12 protein-coding genes are annotated in these 16,221 nt (G+C 71.3%); 3 read left to right on the top strand and 9 right to left on the bottom strand.

Features of this window, described 5'->3' with window-relative positions; genetic code table 11:
- Nucleotides 1–36: 36 nt before the first annotated feature.
- Nucleotides 37–1,017 (bottom strand): alpha/beta hydrolase, encoded by a 981-nt coding sequence (locus CLT74_RS26685; RefSeq protein WP_099852996.1) that lies wholly within the window; start codon nucleotides 1,015–1,017, stop codon nucleotides 37–39.
- A gap of 170 nt (nucleotides 1,018–1,187) precedes the next feature.
- Here CLT74_RS26685 and CLT74_RS30935 point away from each other — a divergent pair, with 170 nt between their 5' ends.
- Entirely contained in the window at nucleotides 1,188–1,355 is a 168-nt protein-coding gene (locus CLT74_RS30935) for a hypothetical protein (RefSeq protein WP_199172270.1), read from the top strand.
- A 150-nt stretch (nucleotides 1,356–1,505) separates the two neighbouring features.
- On the opposite strand, the gene CLT74_RS26690 is transcribed toward CLT74_RS30935, so the two are convergent.
- Entirely contained in the window at nucleotides 1,506–2,624 is a 1,119-nt protein-coding gene (locus CLT74_RS26690; protein WP_099849988.1) for an acetate kinase, read from the bottom strand.
- Nucleotides 2,621–4,696 carry a phosphate acetyltransferase gene (pta, locus tag CLT74_RS26695; RefSeq protein WP_099849990.1) on the bottom strand — a complete coding sequence of 692 codons (2,076 nt, stop codon included), beginning with the start codon at nucleotides 4,694–4,696 and terminating at the stop codon, nucleotides 2,621–2,623. The genes CLT74_RS26690 and pta overlap by 4 nt, the downstream gene beginning before the upstream one ends.
- 406 nt (nucleotides 4,697–5,102) lie before the next feature.
- On the opposite strand from pta, the gene CLT74_RS30295 reads away from it, so the two are divergent.
- Both CLT74_RS30295 and CLT74_RS26710 read left to right on the top strand, forming a co-directional pair.
- Nucleotides 5,103–5,960 carry a hypothetical protein gene (locus CLT74_RS30295; protein WP_143697208.1) on the top strand — a complete coding sequence of 286 codons (858 nt, stop codon included), beginning with the start codon at nucleotides 5,103–5,105 and terminating at the stop codon, nucleotides 5,958–5,960.
- On the top strand, nucleotides 5,953–8,127 hold the full coding sequence (locus tag CLT74_RS26710; protein WP_099849996.1) for a glycosyltransferase: 2,175 nt from the start codon (nucleotides 5,953–5,955) through the stop codon (nucleotides 8,125–8,127). The genes CLT74_RS30295 and CLT74_RS26710 overlap by 8 nt, the downstream gene beginning before the upstream one ends.
- On the opposite strand, the gene CLT74_RS26715 is transcribed toward CLT74_RS26710, so the two are convergent.
- The 6 genes from CLT74_RS26715 to CLT74_RS26740 form a co-directional block, all read right to left on the bottom strand.
- Nucleotides 8,105–9,259 carry a glycoside hydrolase family 6 protein gene (locus CLT74_RS26715; RefSeq protein WP_199172271.1) on the bottom strand — a complete coding sequence of 385 codons (1,155 nt, stop codon included), beginning with the start codon at nucleotides 9,257–9,259 and terminating at the stop codon, nucleotides 8,105–8,107. The two genes, CLT74_RS26710 and CLT74_RS26715, sit on opposite strands and share 23 nt — an antisense overlap.
- A 5-nt stretch (nucleotides 9,260–9,264) precedes the next feature.
- Nucleotides 9,265–9,444 (bottom strand): DUF6104 family protein, encoded by a 180-nt coding sequence (locus CLT74_RS26720; protein WP_013735712.1) that lies wholly within the window; start codon nucleotides 9,442–9,444, stop codon nucleotides 9,265–9,267.
- Nucleotides 9,445–9,532: 88 nt separating this feature from the next.
- The gene (locus tag CLT74_RS26725) at nucleotides 9,533–13,312 is read right to left on the bottom strand and encodes a multifunctional oxoglutarate decarboxylase/oxoglutarate dehydrogenase thiamine pyrophosphate-binding subunit/dihydrolipoyllysine-residue succinyltransferase subunit (RefSeq protein WP_099849998.1); all 3,780 of its coding nucleotides are present in this window, start codon (nucleotides 13,310–13,312) and stop codon (nucleotides 9,533–9,535) included.
- 291 nt (nucleotides 13,313–13,603) lie between these two features.
- Nucleotides 13,604–14,419, bottom strand: coding sequence for an ABC transporter permease (locus tag CLT74_RS26730; RefSeq protein ID WP_099850000.1), 816 nt, complete (start codon nucleotides 14,417–14,419; stop codon nucleotides 13,604–13,606).
- A complete protein-coding gene (locus CLT74_RS26735) occupies nucleotides 14,416–15,351 on the bottom strand; it encodes an ATP-binding cassette domain-containing protein (protein WP_099850002.1) in 936 nt (311 codons plus the stop codon). The genes CLT74_RS26730 and CLT74_RS26735 overlap by 4 nt, the downstream gene beginning before the upstream one ends.
- A 149-nt stretch (nucleotides 15,352–15,500) precedes the next feature.
- Nucleotides 15,501–16,151 carry a hypothetical protein gene (locus CLT74_RS26740; protein ID WP_099852999.1) on the bottom strand — a complete coding sequence of 217 codons (651 nt, stop codon included), beginning with the start codon at nucleotides 16,149–16,151 and terminating at the stop codon, nucleotides 15,501–15,503.
- Nucleotides 16,152–16,221: the final 70 nt, after the last annotated feature.

Here is a 16,221-nt window from a genome sequence, read left to right on the forward strand (position 1 = left end):
CCGGACGGCGGACCAGGGCACTCGCCAGACCACGGCCTACAGGTTGTCGTCCAGGGTGGCGATGTCGTCGCGGGCGGCGGCGGTGGCTATGCGCTTCTTGGCTTCGACGTCGCCGTAGAGCGTCCAGCGCAGGAACTCGGTGGTGGTCTCGGCGACCACCCGCAGCGACGCACCCTCACCGCGCAGCAGCGCACGACCGTGGTCGCCGTCGGGCAGGCTCAGCATCGCCTTCGGCCACGGCACCTTGTCGTACACGGCCTTGCCGGCGGCGTACTGCACCACCTCGTCGGCCTCGCCGTGCACGAACAGCTGCGGGGCGGCGGCGCCGGCGAACGCGGTGCCCACCCCGAGGGCGGTGCCGGCGAAGACGACTCCGGCCGCCAACCGCTCGTCGCGGCCGGTGGTGAACAGCCCGATGGTGGTCACCCCGCCCGCCGAGTGACCGGCGGCGGCCACCCGGTCGGTGGCCAGCCGGCCGCGCAGCGGATCACCGTCTCGGGTGTCGAGGGCGAGCACCCGGGTCAGCGCGTACGACACGTCGGCGGGCTGGTTGAGCACGTCGAGCACGTTCGGGCCGTCTCCGCCGCGGGAGGTCTTCGGAAAGGTCGGCGCGGCCACCACGAAACCGGCGGACGCCCATCGGGTCAGCAGCGCCTGGTAGTCGTCGGGACGGCCGCCCAGGCCGTGGCTGAACATGATCACCGGGAACTTCCCGTCGGCGGCGTCGGCGCCACTCTTCGGCTTCCCGCCGGCCCGGCCGGCCGCCGGATACCAGACCGTCACCGGCAGCGGCCGGTCGCCGTCGCGGTTCAGCTTGAGCTGCCGTACGCCGAGCGCGAAGGTGCCGTCCGGGGCGCTACCGGCGGGGATCGCCGGCGCCGACGGCGTGGCAGCGGCAGTGGCCTGTGGTGTCGGCGCACCCGCCCCCTCGCTGGGCTCACGGTCGGTGGAACACCCGACCAGAGCGCCGGCGACGAGGGCGGTGGCGACCAGAGCAGAGGCAGCGCGACGCGACATGACTCCGATTGTGCCCGGCCCGATCTCCGGCACCGCCGCCCCGGTCACGTCGATCTTGCACTTCTGGTCGGGTGAATGTCGGATTTGCTGATGATTGTCGAGACAGAAAGCGCAAGATCGCGAGTGGTCTCGGGCATGGAGGCTGGATCGGTTTCGCTAAGGTTCCCGGCATGGCTGAGAACTACACCGACCCGAGCGGCAACACCGAGGCGTTCCGTGCCTTCGCCAACCCGGAGGCTGCTCCGGCGGAGGCTGCGTCGCGTACCAGTCTGATCATCGGGGCGGCCGTGGTCGCCGCGGTGCTGCTCGCCCTCGCCACCTGGCTGGCCTTCGGCTGACCGGTCCGCTCGTCGACCGGCCCCGCCGTCGTCCGCGGCACTCCGGCCGCCCGCCGGTTGGCGGTCGTCGCTGGCTGCGGTCGTCGGCTGGTCTGCGTCCTCGCTCGCGGACGCTCGTGCGGCGACCCGGCGGGCTGGTCGTGCCAGGGGTCAGCTGACGCCCGTGACCACGGCCCGGGCGGCGCGGGCGATCTCCCGCTCCTCGTCGGTGCCGATCACGCAGACGGCGACCTCCGCGCCGTCCGGCGAGATGAGCCGGTCACCGCTGCCCGCGTTGCGTTCCGCATCGACGGTGATGCCGAGCCGGCCCAGTCCGGCAAGCGCCGCCGCGCGTACCGGTGCCGCGTGCTCGCCGACACCTGCGGTGAAGGTGACCGCGTCCACCCGGCCGAGCAGCGCGTAGTACGCCCCCACGTAGCCGGTGATCCGGCGGCAGTAGACGTCGAAGGCGAGCGCCGCGGCCTCGTCACCGGCCGCCCGACGGGCGAGCAGTTCGCGCACGTCGTTGACCCCGCTCAACCCGAGCAGGCCGCTGCGGTGGTTGAGCAGGTCGTCGATCTCGTCGACGCCCATACCGCCCTCGCGGCGCAGATGGAACACGACCGTCGGATCGAGGTCGCCACTGCGGGTGCCCATCACCAGGCCCTCCAGCGGCGACATCCCCATCGAGGTGGCGACGCTCCGGCCGCCGGACACCGCGCACGCGCTGGCGCCGTTGCCCAGGTGCAGCGTGATCGTGTTGATCTCCTCGTACGGGCGGTCCAGCAGTGCCGCGGTGCGCCGGGACACGTACGCGTGGGAGGTGCCGTGGAAGCCGTACCGCCGGATCCCGTACCGCTGGGCGACCTCGCGGTCGATCGCGTACGTGGCGGCGGCATCGGGCAGCGTGTGGTGGAACGCGGTGTCGAAGACGGCTACCTGCGGCACCCCCGGCAGGGCCTCGCGGGCCACCTCGATACCGGCGAGGTTCGCCGGGTTGTGCAACGGGGCCAGCGGCACCAGGTCGGTGATGGCGGTCAGCACGGCGTCGTCGACGAGCGTCGGCGCGGTGAACCGCCGCCCGCCGTGCACCACCCGGTGACCCACGACCGTGAGACCTGTCAGGTCCAACCCGCCCAGGATCTGCCGGATCGCGCCGGCATGGTCACTCGGCCCACCACCTGGTTCACCGATCCGTTCGACGGTGCCCTTGTCCATCACCCGGTCGCCGTCGTACAGCCGGTACTTGATCGATGACGACCCGCTGTTGAGTACCAGCACCTTGCTCACTTGTCCACCTCGGCGAGTGCGGCGGCCTGGATGGCGGTGATCGCCACGGTGTTGACGATGTCCGGCACCGTGGCGCCCCGGGAGAGATCGTTGACCGGCCGGCGCAGGCCCTGCATGACCGGCCCGACGGCCACCGCTCCGGCGGAGCGCTGCACCGCCTTGTACGTGTTGTTGCCGGTGTTGAGGTCGGGGAAGATGAAGACCGTCGCGCGGCCGGCGACGGCGCTGCCCGGCAGCTTCGTGGCCGCCACGGCCGGATCGATGGCCGCGTCGTACTGGATCGGACCTTCGACGGCCAGTTCGGGCCGGCGCTGGCGGACCAGCGCGGTGGCTGCCGCGACCTTCTCCACGTCCTCGCCCGCACCCGAGCTGCCTGTCGAGTACGACAGCATCGCCACCCGGGGTTCGATGCCGAACCTGGCCGCCGTGTCCGCCGAGGAGATGGCGATGTCGGCGAGTTGGGCGGCGTCCGGGTCACGGTTGACCGCACAGTCGCCGTACACCAGCACCCGGTCGGCGAGCAGCATGAAGAAGACGCTGGAGGCCACGGAGACCTCCGGCATGGTCTTGACGATCTCGAAGGCCGGCCGGATGGTCGCCGCGGTGGTGTGGGTGGCCCCGGAAACCATCCCGTCGGCGTGACCCGCCCACACCATCATGGTGCCGAAGTAGTTCGGTTGGGCGACGATGTCGTGCGCCAGTTCGGCGGTGACCCCCCGGTGCGCGCGCAGCTTCGCGTACGCCTCGGCGAACTCGTCACGCCACGGGCTGCTCACCGGGTCCACCACCCGGGTCGCGCCGATGTCCACCCCCAGTTCCCGGGCGCGTCGGGCGACCTCCTCGGGCCGGCCGAGCAGGGTCAGGTCGGCCACCCCCCGGCGCAGCAGGATCTCGGTGGCGCGCAGGATCCGCTCCTCGGTCCCCTCGGGCAGCACGACGTGCCGCCGCCGGGCCCGGGCGCGGTCGATCAGGTCGTACTCGAACATCAGCGGGGTGACCCGCGCGGAGCGGCTGACCCGCAGCCGGCCGGCCAGTTCGACGGTGTCCACGTGTGCCTCGAAGGCGCCGAGCGCGGCCTCCACCTTCCGCGGGTTGCCGGTGCTGGGCCGGCCCTCGATCCGGCTCGACGCGGCAACCGTGTGGTAGCTGTCGCTGGTCACCGAGAGCACCGCGAGCCGGGCGTTCAGCGCCTCCACCAGGCGCATCGACCGGGGGTCGGGCGGCACCCCGAGGGTGAGCACCAACCCGGCCAGCGACACCTGACCGGCGACGTGCGCGGCGCTCGCCGCCACCAGCAGATCGTCCCGGTCACCCGGCATGATCAGCAGCGCGCCCTCGGTCAGGTGCTCCAGCAGGGTCGGCACGTGGGCCGCACCGACCACGTAGTCGAGCACATCGCGGGCGAGCGCGGTCTCGTCACCGGCCAGCAGCGTGGCGCCCAGTGCCCCGGCCACCTCCGCCACTGTCGGCGCGGACACGCTCGGCACCTCCGGGATGGCGTACGCGGGGACCGGTAGCCGGGGCAACGTCATCGCCTCGGGAACCCGGTTGGCCAGCACCGCGAGCACCGTCGCGCCGAGGTCCGCCAGGTCGTGGTACGCGCCCCGGGCGGCGGCGGCGATCGCCTGCGGCTGCTGCCCGTACCCGTCGACGACAGGCACCACGACGCTGCCGAACTCGGTGGCCAGGCGGGCGTTGAAGGCCAGTTCGCGCGGGCCGGCGGTGTCACCGGCGGCGGCGAAGTCACTGCCGACCACGACCATCGCCGCGAACTGCCGCTCCACCTCCCGGTAGCGCTCGATGATCCGGGAGATCAGCTCCTCCCGGCGACCGTCGGCGACAAGTGCGGTGGCCTCGGCGTACGTGGTGCCGTGCAGGTCCGCCACTGGTAACCCCACCCGGTAACGCTCGCTGAGCAGGGTGAGGATCGGATCGGGTCGATCCGGGGCTACCAGCGGACGGAACACCCCGATCCCGCCGACCTGACGGGACAACAACTCCGCGAGGCCGAGGGCGATCGTCGACTTCCCCCCGCCCGAGCCGACACTGGTCAGGTAAACGCTCCGGGCCACGGACCCACGCTACAAGATCAGGGTTGTTCCCGGGTGGGTCCTCGGACCCGCCTGCCCGGGCCGTCCGGCGTCCGCTCGTCCGTCCCGGGGCGCGGCCGGCGATCGTCGGCTCGACCGGGGAGATCTTTATTTCGGTCCGACCGACCAGGGGCGGCGGCCGGACCGTCCGGGTCGTGGTGGCCGCCGGCACGAGGACGACCAGGCCGTTTGACCTGCTCGCGGCGGGTTTCGGTGGGTCCGGGAGACCGGGTCGACGAGGCGGCGCGCCTGCCGGTCGAGGTGCTCATCGCGCTCCGTGATTCGACGCTCACCCCGGCGTGGGTGGTCGCCCCGCAAACTGGGATTCCGGTCGCATCGGCCAACTCCGCGAGTAAGCCGAGAAATGTTCACTCCTAGACTCCCGGCCATGACTGCGGACCCTCTGACCAGCGCCGACGCGGCGAACGGCGTGCGGGGAGACGAGCCAACCGCAGCCGACGACCTGGCCGCGTCGGAGTCGCCGACGCTTGTCCGGCCGGCCGTGACTGACGCGTCGACACCGGGGTTTCCCACCGCGCCGGACACACCCACGGTGATCCAGCCGGCAGTGCTCGACGCGCCCACGGTGGTGCAGCCGGCGGTGCTCGACGCGCCCACGGTGGTGCGGCCGGCGGTGCTGGACGCGCCGACGGTGGTGCGGCCGGCAGTGGTGGACGCGCCGACGGTGGTGCGGCCGGCGGTGGTCGACGCACCCACGATTGTGCTGTCGACGGACAGCCCCACGACAGTGCTGTCCGCAGTGCCCCAGCCGCCGCCGGTCTTCGTCGACCCGAGCGGCAGGCGTCGGTCCCGGTTGCGTTGGCTCGCGTACGTCCTGGGCCTGGTGGGTCTGATCTACACCGGCCTGGTGGTGGCGAGCTTCGCCGGCGGCCCGGTCAACGCCGACACGGTGCTGCCCTTCGTGGAGCCGACCCGCCAGTCCTGGCGACCGCCGCCGGCCCCGTCGATCCCCGCTGCGGAGGCGCCGCCGACCACGGCCGCGCCGCGGCCGACGAGCAGTGGTGCGCCGCGCCCACGCGTCACCCCGTCCCGGGCGCCCACGACGGTGACCAGCGCACCGACGACACCTCGCCGCACCCCTGCGTCGGTGCCGGCACCGCCCCGACCCTCGCGGTCGACCGCACCGGCGACCACGCCCAGCGTCGACCCGCCCACCACGGAACCGGCGTCGCCGACAGTCGATCCGTCGATCGTTGTCGACGGAGCCGCCCCCGCCGATGACTGAACCGCCGGCGCGCCGGTCCCGCCGGACGGTACGAGGCCGCCGGGTCGTACCGTCGCCGAGCTGGGCCCTTCTCGGCGTTCTCGGCGCGGTGCTGGCCGCCGTGCTCCTCGTCGGCGCGTACGCCAACGCCTCCTTCGCGCCGGATCGTCAGCAGCAGACCCACCACGGGCAGCGTGAGGTGCCGACGACTGTGGTCTCCGGTGGCCCGATCATCAGCAGCACGGGTGGCCAGACCCGGTCGTACCGACTGCCCCCGCGCACCGTTGCCCTCACCTTCGACGACGGGCCGGACCCGGTCTGGACCCGCGAGGTGCTGCGGGTGCTGGCCGCCCATCAGGTTCCGGCCACCTTCTTCGTGGTCGGTTCCCAGGTGGCCCGTCATCCGGAACTGGTACGCGAGCTGACCGCCGACGGCCACGAGATCGGCGTGCACACCTTCACCCACCCGGATCTGACGGTGCTGCCCGACTGGCGACGCCGGATGGAGTACACCCAGACCCAGTTGGCCATCGCCAGCGCGGCCGGGGTCCGCACCTCGCTGATCCGTTTTCCGTACTCCTCCTACGCGATGGCCATCAACGACCTGGACTGGCCGGTCTTCGCCCGGGCCGGTGAACTTGGCTACCTGAGCGTGCTCAACGACACGGACAGTCGGGACTGGGCGCTGCCCGGCGTGGACCAGATCCTGACGAACGTGACGCCGTCCGGGTACTCGGGAGCGATCACGCTCTGGCACGACGCGGGCGGCGAACGGGCCCAGACCGTCGCCGCGCTCGACAGGTTCATTCCGCTGATGAAGGAGCGCGGCTACCGCTTCGTCACGGTCAGCGGTGGCCTGAACCTGGCCCTCGCCGAGGCCGGCATCGACCACCGGGTCGACGCCGGTCAGCCGGCCAGCGCGGGGGAGCGCTGGCGCGGGCGGATGCTGATCTGGGGGGTGCAGGGGGCGGACCGCACGCTGGGCTGGCTCGGAGTGATCTTCCTGACGGTGGGCGCGCTCACCGTGGGTCGTACCGTGCTGCTGCTCGTGCTCGCCGGGCGGCACGCACGCCGACGGCGGGCGAAGAGTTGGGCGTGGGGGCCGCCGGTGACCGAACCGGTCTCGGTGATCGTGCCCGCGTACAACGAGAAGGAGGGGATCGCCGCGGCCGTCCGCTCGCTGGCCGGTGGCGACTATCCGGGCGGCATCGAGGTGATCGTGGTCGACGACGGCTCCACCGACGGTACGGCGGAGATCGTCGAGGCGTTGCGGTTGCCGAACGTCCGGGTCGTTCGCAAGCCGAATGGTGGCAAGCCGAGCGCGTTGAACACCGGGGTGGCGCTGGCCCGGCACGAACTGATCGTGATGGTCGACGGGGACACCGTGTTCGAGCGGGACTCGGTGCGGCGGCTGGTCCAGCCGTTCGCGGACCCGCAGGTCGGCGCGGTCGCCGGCAACGTCAAGGTGGGTAACCGCGACAGCCTGATCGCCAAGTGGCAGCACATCGAGTACGTCATCGGCTTCAACCTCGACCGCCGGCTGTACGAGACCCTGCGCTGCATGTCCACGGTGCCCGGGGCGATCGGCGCCTTCCGCCGGCAGGCGCTGCGCTACGCCGGTGGCATGACCGACGACACGCTGGCCGAGGACACCGACATCACCATGGCGCTCGGCCGCGCCGGCTGGAAGGTGGTCTACGAGGAGACCGCCCGGGCGTGGACCGAGGCCCCGGCGACGTTGGGGCAGCTGTGGAAGCAGCGGTACCGGTGGAGCTACGGCACCATGCAGGCGATGTGGAAGCACCGGCGCTCGCTGCTCGACAGTGGGGCCTCCGGCCGCTTCACCCGGCGCTGTCTGCTGTTCCTGAGCCTGTTCGGGGTGCTCCTGCCGCTGCTGGCCCCGGTGATCGACCTGCTCGCGCTCTACGGCCTGTTCTTCCTCGACCGGACCGCGACGGCGGTGGCCTGGCTGGTCATGCTCGCGTTGCAGACGCTCACCGCAGTGGTGGCGTTCCGGCTGGACCGGGAGAAGCTCAGCGTGCTGTGGGTGCTGCCGTTGCAGCAGTTCGTCTACCGCCAGCTGATGTACCTGGTGATGATCCAGTCGGTGACCACAGCCCTCACCGGCGGCCGCCTGGGCTGGCAGAAACTCCGCCGCACCGGCCTCACCCCCGCCAGCTCCCGTTGACCATGAGGTTGGCGGGACTTTTGTCCGTTTCTCTGCCGCTAACCTCATGACCGACGGGGTCAGGGGCGGGCCAGGGAGATGGCGTACGCGGGCCAGAACTCGCCGCTGGGGGCTCACCGGGGCGGCAGTCGCCGTCGGACTCGCCGGGGAACTTGATCCAGAGCAGCGCGTCCACCCGGGGCAGGCCGGGGTCGGCTGTGGGTTCCGCGCCGATCGCCCGGCCCGGGGGATTGCACCAGCTCGGCGCACCGCCGACCCGTGCGGCGGGATAGGGGCCGTTGCCGTTGCGGCTGGTGTCGATGACGAACGTGGCGTCACCGCCGAGTGCGTCGGAGATCCGGAGCCCGTAGCCGACGTTGTCCTCGGTACTGACGAAATTCGCCACGTTGAGGGCGAACCCGTCGGCCCGGTCCACCCCGGCCCGGCGCAGCCCGGCCGCCAACCCCTCGATGTCGCGGATCCAGCCCGGATGCCCGGCGTCGAGGTAGATCCGGGCGTTGCCGGTACTGGCCAGCACGGTGACCGCGTCGCGCAGCAGCGCGAGCCGACCGGCGGAGTCGGCCACGCAGCCGGCCACCGCGTCGGGCAGCGCGCCCGGTTCGAGCACGACGATCACCGGACGGCCCGCGACGCCGGCCGCGACCTCGCGAATCCACGCCTGGTACTCCGCGCTGGTGCCGGCACCGCCCTCGCCCTGCCGACCACAGTCGCGTTGTGGCACGTTGTGCACCACGAGCACAGGTGTCTGGCCGGCGATGGCGGCCTGGCCGAGAAAGGCGTCGACCTCGTCACGGGCCGCCCCACCGGTCAGCCACTTCGCGCTCGGCCGGCTGCCGATCGCGCGCAGCGCCTCCGCCCCCGCCGAGTCGCCCCGGGCGGCGCGCCGCGCCGCCTCCGCCTCGGCCGGGTTGGCCGGGTCGAGGTAGAACACCGAGGGCGCAGGCGGTGGCGCGGAGCCAACCGGGTCGGACACCCGAGGCGGGGCGGGATCATCGGAACAACCGGCCAGCAGCAACGCCAGGGCGACCCCGGCCGCCACGACAGGCCGTCGACGCCTCGCGGCGCCGGGCAGGCTCGTCGGCAGCGAACGCCACGACCCGGTACGCCGGCCGCCCGGTCGGATGGCTGGCACGGTGATCAGTCGTCGTCTTCGTCGTCGAGCCGGGCCAGCCAGGTGGCGAACCGCTCGATCGGGGTCTCGAACTCAGGGTTCAGGTCGACGAAGTCACGCAGCCGCTCGCCCAGCCACTCCAGGCTGACCTGCTCCTCGCCGCGCCGCTCGACCAGCTCCTCGATGCCCCGGTCGGTGAAGTACATGGATCTGCTCGCTTCCTCACCGGCGTCCCCGGTGAAGCCGGCCGGTCCCGCCCCACCGTAGGGCGGGACGGGACCGGATCAGTTCTCATCAGGGGCGGGGGAGGGCCGCCTCGATCAGCGCGGTCTGCTCGACCTCGTGCATCTTCGCCGAGCCGACGGCCGGAGCCGCGGCGGCCGGACGGGAGATGCGGCGCAGCCGGACACCGTCGAGGTGCTCCAGCAGGTTGAGCGCGACGAACGACCAGGCACCCTGGTTGGCCGGCTCCTCCTGTACCCAGGCGAAGTCCTCCGCGTTCGGGTACTGCGCGAGGGCGGCCCGGATCTCCTCCACCGGCATCGGGTAGAGCTGCTCCAGCCTGATGATCGCGGTGTCGGTGACGCCGCGTTCCTTCCGGGCCTGGAACAGGTCGTAGTAGACCTTGCCCGAGCAGAGCAGCACCCGCTTGACCTGCTCCGGCGCGCTCGCGGCCGGGTCGGCCAGCACGGGGGAGAAGGTGCCGGTGGTGAAGTCCTCCACCGAGGAGACGCAGAGCTTGTGCCGCAGCAGCGACTTCGGCGTGAACACCACGAGTGGCTTCCGCTTGGGCGAGAGGGCCTGGCGGCGCAGCAGGTGGAAGTAGTTCGCCGGGGTGGTCGGGTTGGCCACCCGCATGTTGTCCTCGGCGCAGAGCTGGAGGAACCGCTCCGGGCGGCCGGAGGTGTGGTCCGGGCCCTGACCCTCGTGGCCGTGCGGCAGCAGCAGGGTCACCGCGGAGCGCTGGCCCCACTTCACCTCGCCGGAGGAGATGAACTCGTCGATCACCGTCTGGGCGCCGTTGACGAAGTCGCCGAACTGCGCCTCCCAGCAGACGAGCGCGTCCACGTTCTCCACCGAGTAGCCGTACTCGAAGCCCATCGCCGCGTACTCGCTCAACAACGAGTCGTGCACGAAGAGCCGGGAGTGCTCACCGTCGCCGGTGAGCGACTTCAGCGGCAGGTAGTCGTCGCCGGTCTCCGCGTCGACGATCGAGGCGTGCCGTTGCACGAAGGTGCCTCGGCGCGAGTCCTGCCCGGCGAGCCGGACGGTGACCCCGTCGTGCAGCAGCGCACCGAAGGCGATGATCTCGCCGAACCCCCAGTCGATGGTGCCCTCGACGGCCATCCGGGCCCGCCGGTCGAGCAACTGCTGGATCCGCTTGTGCGGGGTGAAGCCCTCGGGCAGGTTGACGTGCGCCTCGCCGATGGCCTTGATGACCGACGCCTCGGTGGCGGTCTCCACCTGCGGCTCGGGCTCGTCCTGTCGGGGCGGGCGGCTCAGCTGGCGGGGCGTGCTGGCCGCGTCGCGGGTGGCCTTGAACACCCGCTCCAACTGCGCCTGGTAGTCGCGCAGCAGCTCCTCGGCGTCCTCCACGGTGATGTCACCCCGCCCGATCAGCTCCTCGGTGTAGAGCTTGCGCACCGAGCGCTTCGAGTCGATGATCCGGTACATCTGGGGGTTGGACATCGAGGGGTCGTCGCCCTCGTTGTGCCCGCGCCGCCGGTAGCAGACCAGGTCGATGACGACGTCCTTGTTGAACGCCTGGCGGTACTCGAAGGCGAGCCGGGCGACCCGGACCACGGCCTCCGGGTCGTCGCCGTTGACGTGGAAGATCGGGGCCTGGATCATCCGGGCCACATCGGTGCTGTAGAGGCTGGAGCGGCTGTACTCCGGGGCGGTGGTGAAGCCGACCTGGTTGTTGACCACCACGTGGACCGTCCCGCCGGTGCGGTACCCGCGCAGCTGGGAGAGGTTCAGCGTTTCGGCCACCACGCCCTGACCGGCGAAGGCGGCGTCACCGTGCACCGCCAGCGGCAGCACGGTGTAGCCCTCCAGCTTGAGGTCGATGCGGTCCTGCTTGGCCCGGACGATGCCCTCCAGCACCGGGTCGACGGCCTCCAGGTGCGACGGGTTCGCCACCACCGAGACCTTCACGGCGTGGTCGCCGTCGGGGGTGGTGAACTTGCCGTTCTGCCCCAGGTGGTACTTCACGTCGCCCGAACCCTGGGTGGATCGTGGGTCCAGGTGCCCCTCGAACTCGGAGAAGATCTTCTCGTACGGCTTGCCGACGATGTTGGCCAGCACGTTGAGCCGGCCCCGGTGGGCCATGCCGATGACGACCTCGTCCAACCCGCCCTCGGCGGAGGCCTCCAGCACCTCGCCGAGCAGCGGGATGAGCGACTCGCCGCCCTCCAGCGAGAAGCGCTTCTGGCCGACGTACTTGGTCTGTAGGAAGGTCTCGAACGCCTCGGCCGCGTTGAGCCGGTTGAGCACGTGCTTCTGCTCGCCGGCCGGCGGCTTCTCGTACTTGCGCTCGACCCGCTCCTGGATCCAGCGGCGCTCGGCCGGGTCCTGGATGTGCATGTACTCGATGCCGACCCGGCGGCAGTACGAGTCACGCAGCACGCCGAGGATCTCCCGCAGCTTCATCCGCTGCCGGCCGGCGAAGCCGTTGACCGGGAAGGTGCGGTCCAGGTCCCACAGGGTCAGCCCGTGCTGGAGGACGTCCAGATCCGGGTGCTTGCGGATCTTGAACTCCAGTGGGTCGGTGTCGGCCATCAGGTGGCCACGCACCCGGTAGGAGTGGATCAGCTCGTGGACCCGGGCGGTCTTGTTGATCTGACCCTCGCTGTCGACGGCGACGTCGCGCATCCAGCGCACCGGCTCGTAGGGGATCCGCAGCGAGGTGAAGATCTGGTCGTAGAAGCCGTGCTCGCCGAGCATCAGCTCGTGCATGACCTTGAGGAACTCGCCGGACTGCGCGCCCTGGATGATCCGGTGGTCGTACGTGCTGGTCAGGGTGATGACCTTGCTGACCGCGAGATCGGCCAGGGTGGCCTCGCTCATGCCCTGGTACGGCGCCGGGTACTCCATGGCACCGACCCCGATGATCGCGCTCTGCCCCTGCATGAGTCGCGGCATGGAGTGCACGGTGCCGATGCCGCCGGGGTTGGTCAGCGAGATCGTGGTGCCGGAGTAGTCCTCCATGGTCAGCTCGTTGCGGCGGGCGCGCCGGACGACATCCTCGTACGCCTGCCAGAACTGCCGGAAGTCCATCTGCTCGCAGGCCTTGATGGAGGGGACCACCAGGTTGCGGCTGCCGTCGGGCTTGGTCAGGTCGATGGCGATGCCCAGGTTGACGTGCTCGGGGCGGACCATTACCGGCTTGCCGTCGACCTCGCCGAAGGAGTTGTTCATCTCCGGGTGCGCGACGAGCGCCCGCACCAGGGCGTAGCCGATCAGGTGGGTGAAACTGACCTTGCCACCGCGTCCCCGGGCGAGGTGGTTGTTGATCACGATCCGGTTGTCGACCAGGAGCTTGGCCGGCACGGCTCGGACGCTCGTCGCGGTCGGCACGGCCAGCGAGGCGTCCATGTTCTGGACGATCTTGGCGGCCACGCCGCGCAGCGGGGTGGTCTGCGGCCCGTTGGCGGTGGGCGCGGTCCGGGTCGGCTGGCTCTTCGCCGGCTCGGCCTTGGCGGCGGCCGGCTTCGCGGTGGTCGCCTTCGGGGTGGTCGCCTTCGGGGTGGCCGGCGCCGGCTTCGACGCGGCTGGTGTCGGCTTCGCCGGTGCCGCCGGCGTGCGGCGCTCGCCCTTGGCCGCCGGTGCGCTCTTCGTGGCCGGCTCGGTGTCGGCCGGGGCGGCGTCCTTTGTCGCGGCGGTGGTGGCCGCGCGACCGTCAGTGGCGCCCGCTGTGCCCTGACCGGGTCGGTAGTCGGCGAAGAAGTCGTGCCAGGCCGGGTCGACGCTGCTCGGATCGGCGAGGTAGCGCTGGTACATCTCCTCGACGATCCACTCGTTCGGGCCGAAACCCGCCAGTGGGTTCTCCTGCGAAGTCTGCTGGGTCGACACGGCCGGTAATCGCCTCTTTCACGCGGGTTTGTATGTCACGCGGTGCCCGGTGCGCCGGGACGGACGCACAGGACGGTTCCCAGGCTACGCCGTACCGAACGTCGGGGCATTTCCGCCTCCGACGCGTGGTCGGATTCACAGAAGATGCCAGAAGTTCGGTAAGCGCTGCGTATTCCCTTGATCGCTGCTATGGCCTGACTGCTCCCGAGCGGCGACGGGCCCGGTACCCAGTTCTCGCTGGGTACCGGGCCCGTCGGGGCGGTGCGCTCACCCGGGTTGGTCGTCCAGGCGTCAGGAGATGTCGCGGCGCCGGGTGATGAGGATTCCGGCCACACCGCTGATCACGGCGTAGCCGACAAGCACGAGCGCGCCCACCCACCAGGCGGGCAGCATCTCGTTCTCGCCCGGGGTGATCATGACCTGGGAGGCGGCGGCCGGCCAGACCACCTGCCACTTGATCACGGCCATGTTGTCCAGCACGTTGGCCAGCAGCAGGAAGAGCAGGCCCACCACCTGGGTACCGATCAGGTAGAGCACCGAGGCGGTGATCACCGCGCCCAACTGGTTGGTGATCAGCGTGCCGATGCCGACGCCGAGCACCGTCCAGATCGCGTACGCCATCAGGTTGAGCAGCAGGGCGCGCTGGACCTCCCACTCGCCGAGCTGCGTGCCGTAGTCGTTGAGGGACAGGAACGTCGCTCCGGCGGCGAGGTCGATAAGCGTGGTCACCAGCCAGAACGCGAAGCCGAGCAGGCTGGCCGCGACGAGCTTGCTGACGATCACCGCGGTGCGTCGCGGGGTGGCCAGGAACGTCGTGGTCGCGGTCTGGTGGAAGAACTCGTTGGTGACCATGAGGATGCCGATCAGCATCACGAACATCAGGCCCAGGTACTGGCCGGAGGTGTAGAGGTTCGCCGCCTGGGCGGGCGCGGAGGCGGCGTCGCCGGTGTAACCGAACTCCTCCCCACCGCCGCTGAGGGTCTCGGTGGCCAGCCAGGCGTTGAAGGCGAAGGCCAGGGCGATCGACAGGAACGCCCCGATGGCCAGCCACCACCAGGTGCTGGTCGTACGGATCTTGAGTAGTTCGGAGCGGACGAGGTGGCTCATCGGATGCCCGCCTTTCCGGCCGTCAGCTCCAGGAACACACGTTCCAGGTCGGGTCGTTCAGTGGTCAGCTCGTGCAGTTCGACCCCGGCGGTCAGGGCCGCCCGGCCGACCGTCGCAGCGTCGACCCCGCCGATCAGGAGAGTGCCCTGCCCGTCGTTCTCGACAGTGGCCGGCCCCTGGGCCAGCGCGGCGGTCAGCGCGTCGGCCTGCGGGGTGCGGACCCGGACCCGGACGCCCTGCGCCATCGACCCGATCACCTGGTCCACCGGGCCCTGCCGGACCAACTGGCCGGCCGCGATGATCACCACGTCGTCGGCCAGCAGTTGCATCTCCGAGAGCAGGTGGCTGGAGACGAGCACCGTGCGTCCCTCGGCGGCCAGTCCCTTGAGGAATCCGCGCATCCACCGGATGCCCTCCGGGTCCAGACCGTTCGCCGGCTCGTCGAGGATGAGCACCCGTGGGTCGCCGAGCATCGCCGCGGCGATGCCGAGGCGCTGCTTCATGCCCAGCGAGTAGCCCTTGAACTTGCGCTTGGCGGCCGGGGTCAGCCCGACCAGTTCCAGTGCCTGATCGGCCCGTTCCCGCGGCAGCCCGGCGGCGGCGCAGATCACCCGCAGGTGGTTGACGCCGGTCCGGCCCTTGTGCGCGCTGGACGCCTCCAGCACCGCGCCGACGTGCCGCAGCGGGTCGGCCAGGTCGGGGTACCGGTGACCACCGATGGTCGCCGCTCCGGCGGTCGGGGTGACCAGGTTGAGCAGCATGCGCAGGGTGGTGGTCTTACCCGCACCGTTCGGTCCGAGGAAGCCGGTGACCCGACCCGGTTGAACCGTGAAGGACAGGTTGTTGACCGCGAGCACGTTGCGGTACTGCTTGCTCAGACCGGAAACCACGATCTGCGCGTCGTTGGTGGGGCTTGGTTGCCCGTCGGTCATCGTTCTCCTCCCGTGGCGGCGCCGGGGTGCGCCGTTGCACAGCGTGACGTTAATGGTCAAGCAATTCAATCGGGCTCGTTCGGGAGATCGTCGTCCACCTCAGGCAGGAGCCGTCTCATCCCCAGGTACGAGTCGATCGACGACCGTGTCTACACGGCGATCCAGGTCGCCCGGGCGTGGCCTAGCGGGTGGCCGTCCGGGGCGTACAGGCTTGTGTGCACGAGGGCCTTGCGGCCCTCGGTGCCGATCAGCGCCCCGGTCACCACGCACTCGTCGTCCGGTTGGGGCAGCGCCGCGATCCGGGCCGCGATCCGGCCGAGCACGTACGGCCGGCCGGCACCGATCACCGCCCAGCCGCCGGGGCAGTCCAGGGCGGCCCAGACCGTGGCGGCCTCGACCTGACGTGGCACCCGCAGCGGTGCGGCCGTGCGGCCGTCCGGCAGCCGACCCGGAAAGATCCGCAGGCCGTCGGGGCGCTGCGGACCGCAGACGTAGCAGCCGGGGAACGGATGGTCGACGAGCCCCGGGTACGTCGCCGAGGCGGCCCGGGCGGTCGCCAGATCCACAGACGGGACCGCGATGTCGTCGAGATCCTCCGCCGGCCGTAGCTGCGCGACCACCTCCCCGGCCGGGTCCCGCACCTGCGCGTCGACGAGCGTCAGCGGCGTGTCCAACTGTGGCGGTCGGCGCAGGGTCACCTCGACCGGACCGTCCCCGCCGTACGCGGTGGCGAAGACACCGGCACTCCATCCGCCGTTGCCCGAGCCGGGCGGTCCGTTGAAGCGTCCCTCGATGATCATCGAGCCTCCCTCCGCCACGCCGCCCGGTCCGGCCGCCGGGGCACCGGCAGCCTCGCACGCCCCCGGGGTC

This window comes from Verrucosispora sp. CNZ293, from assembly GCF_002754655.1.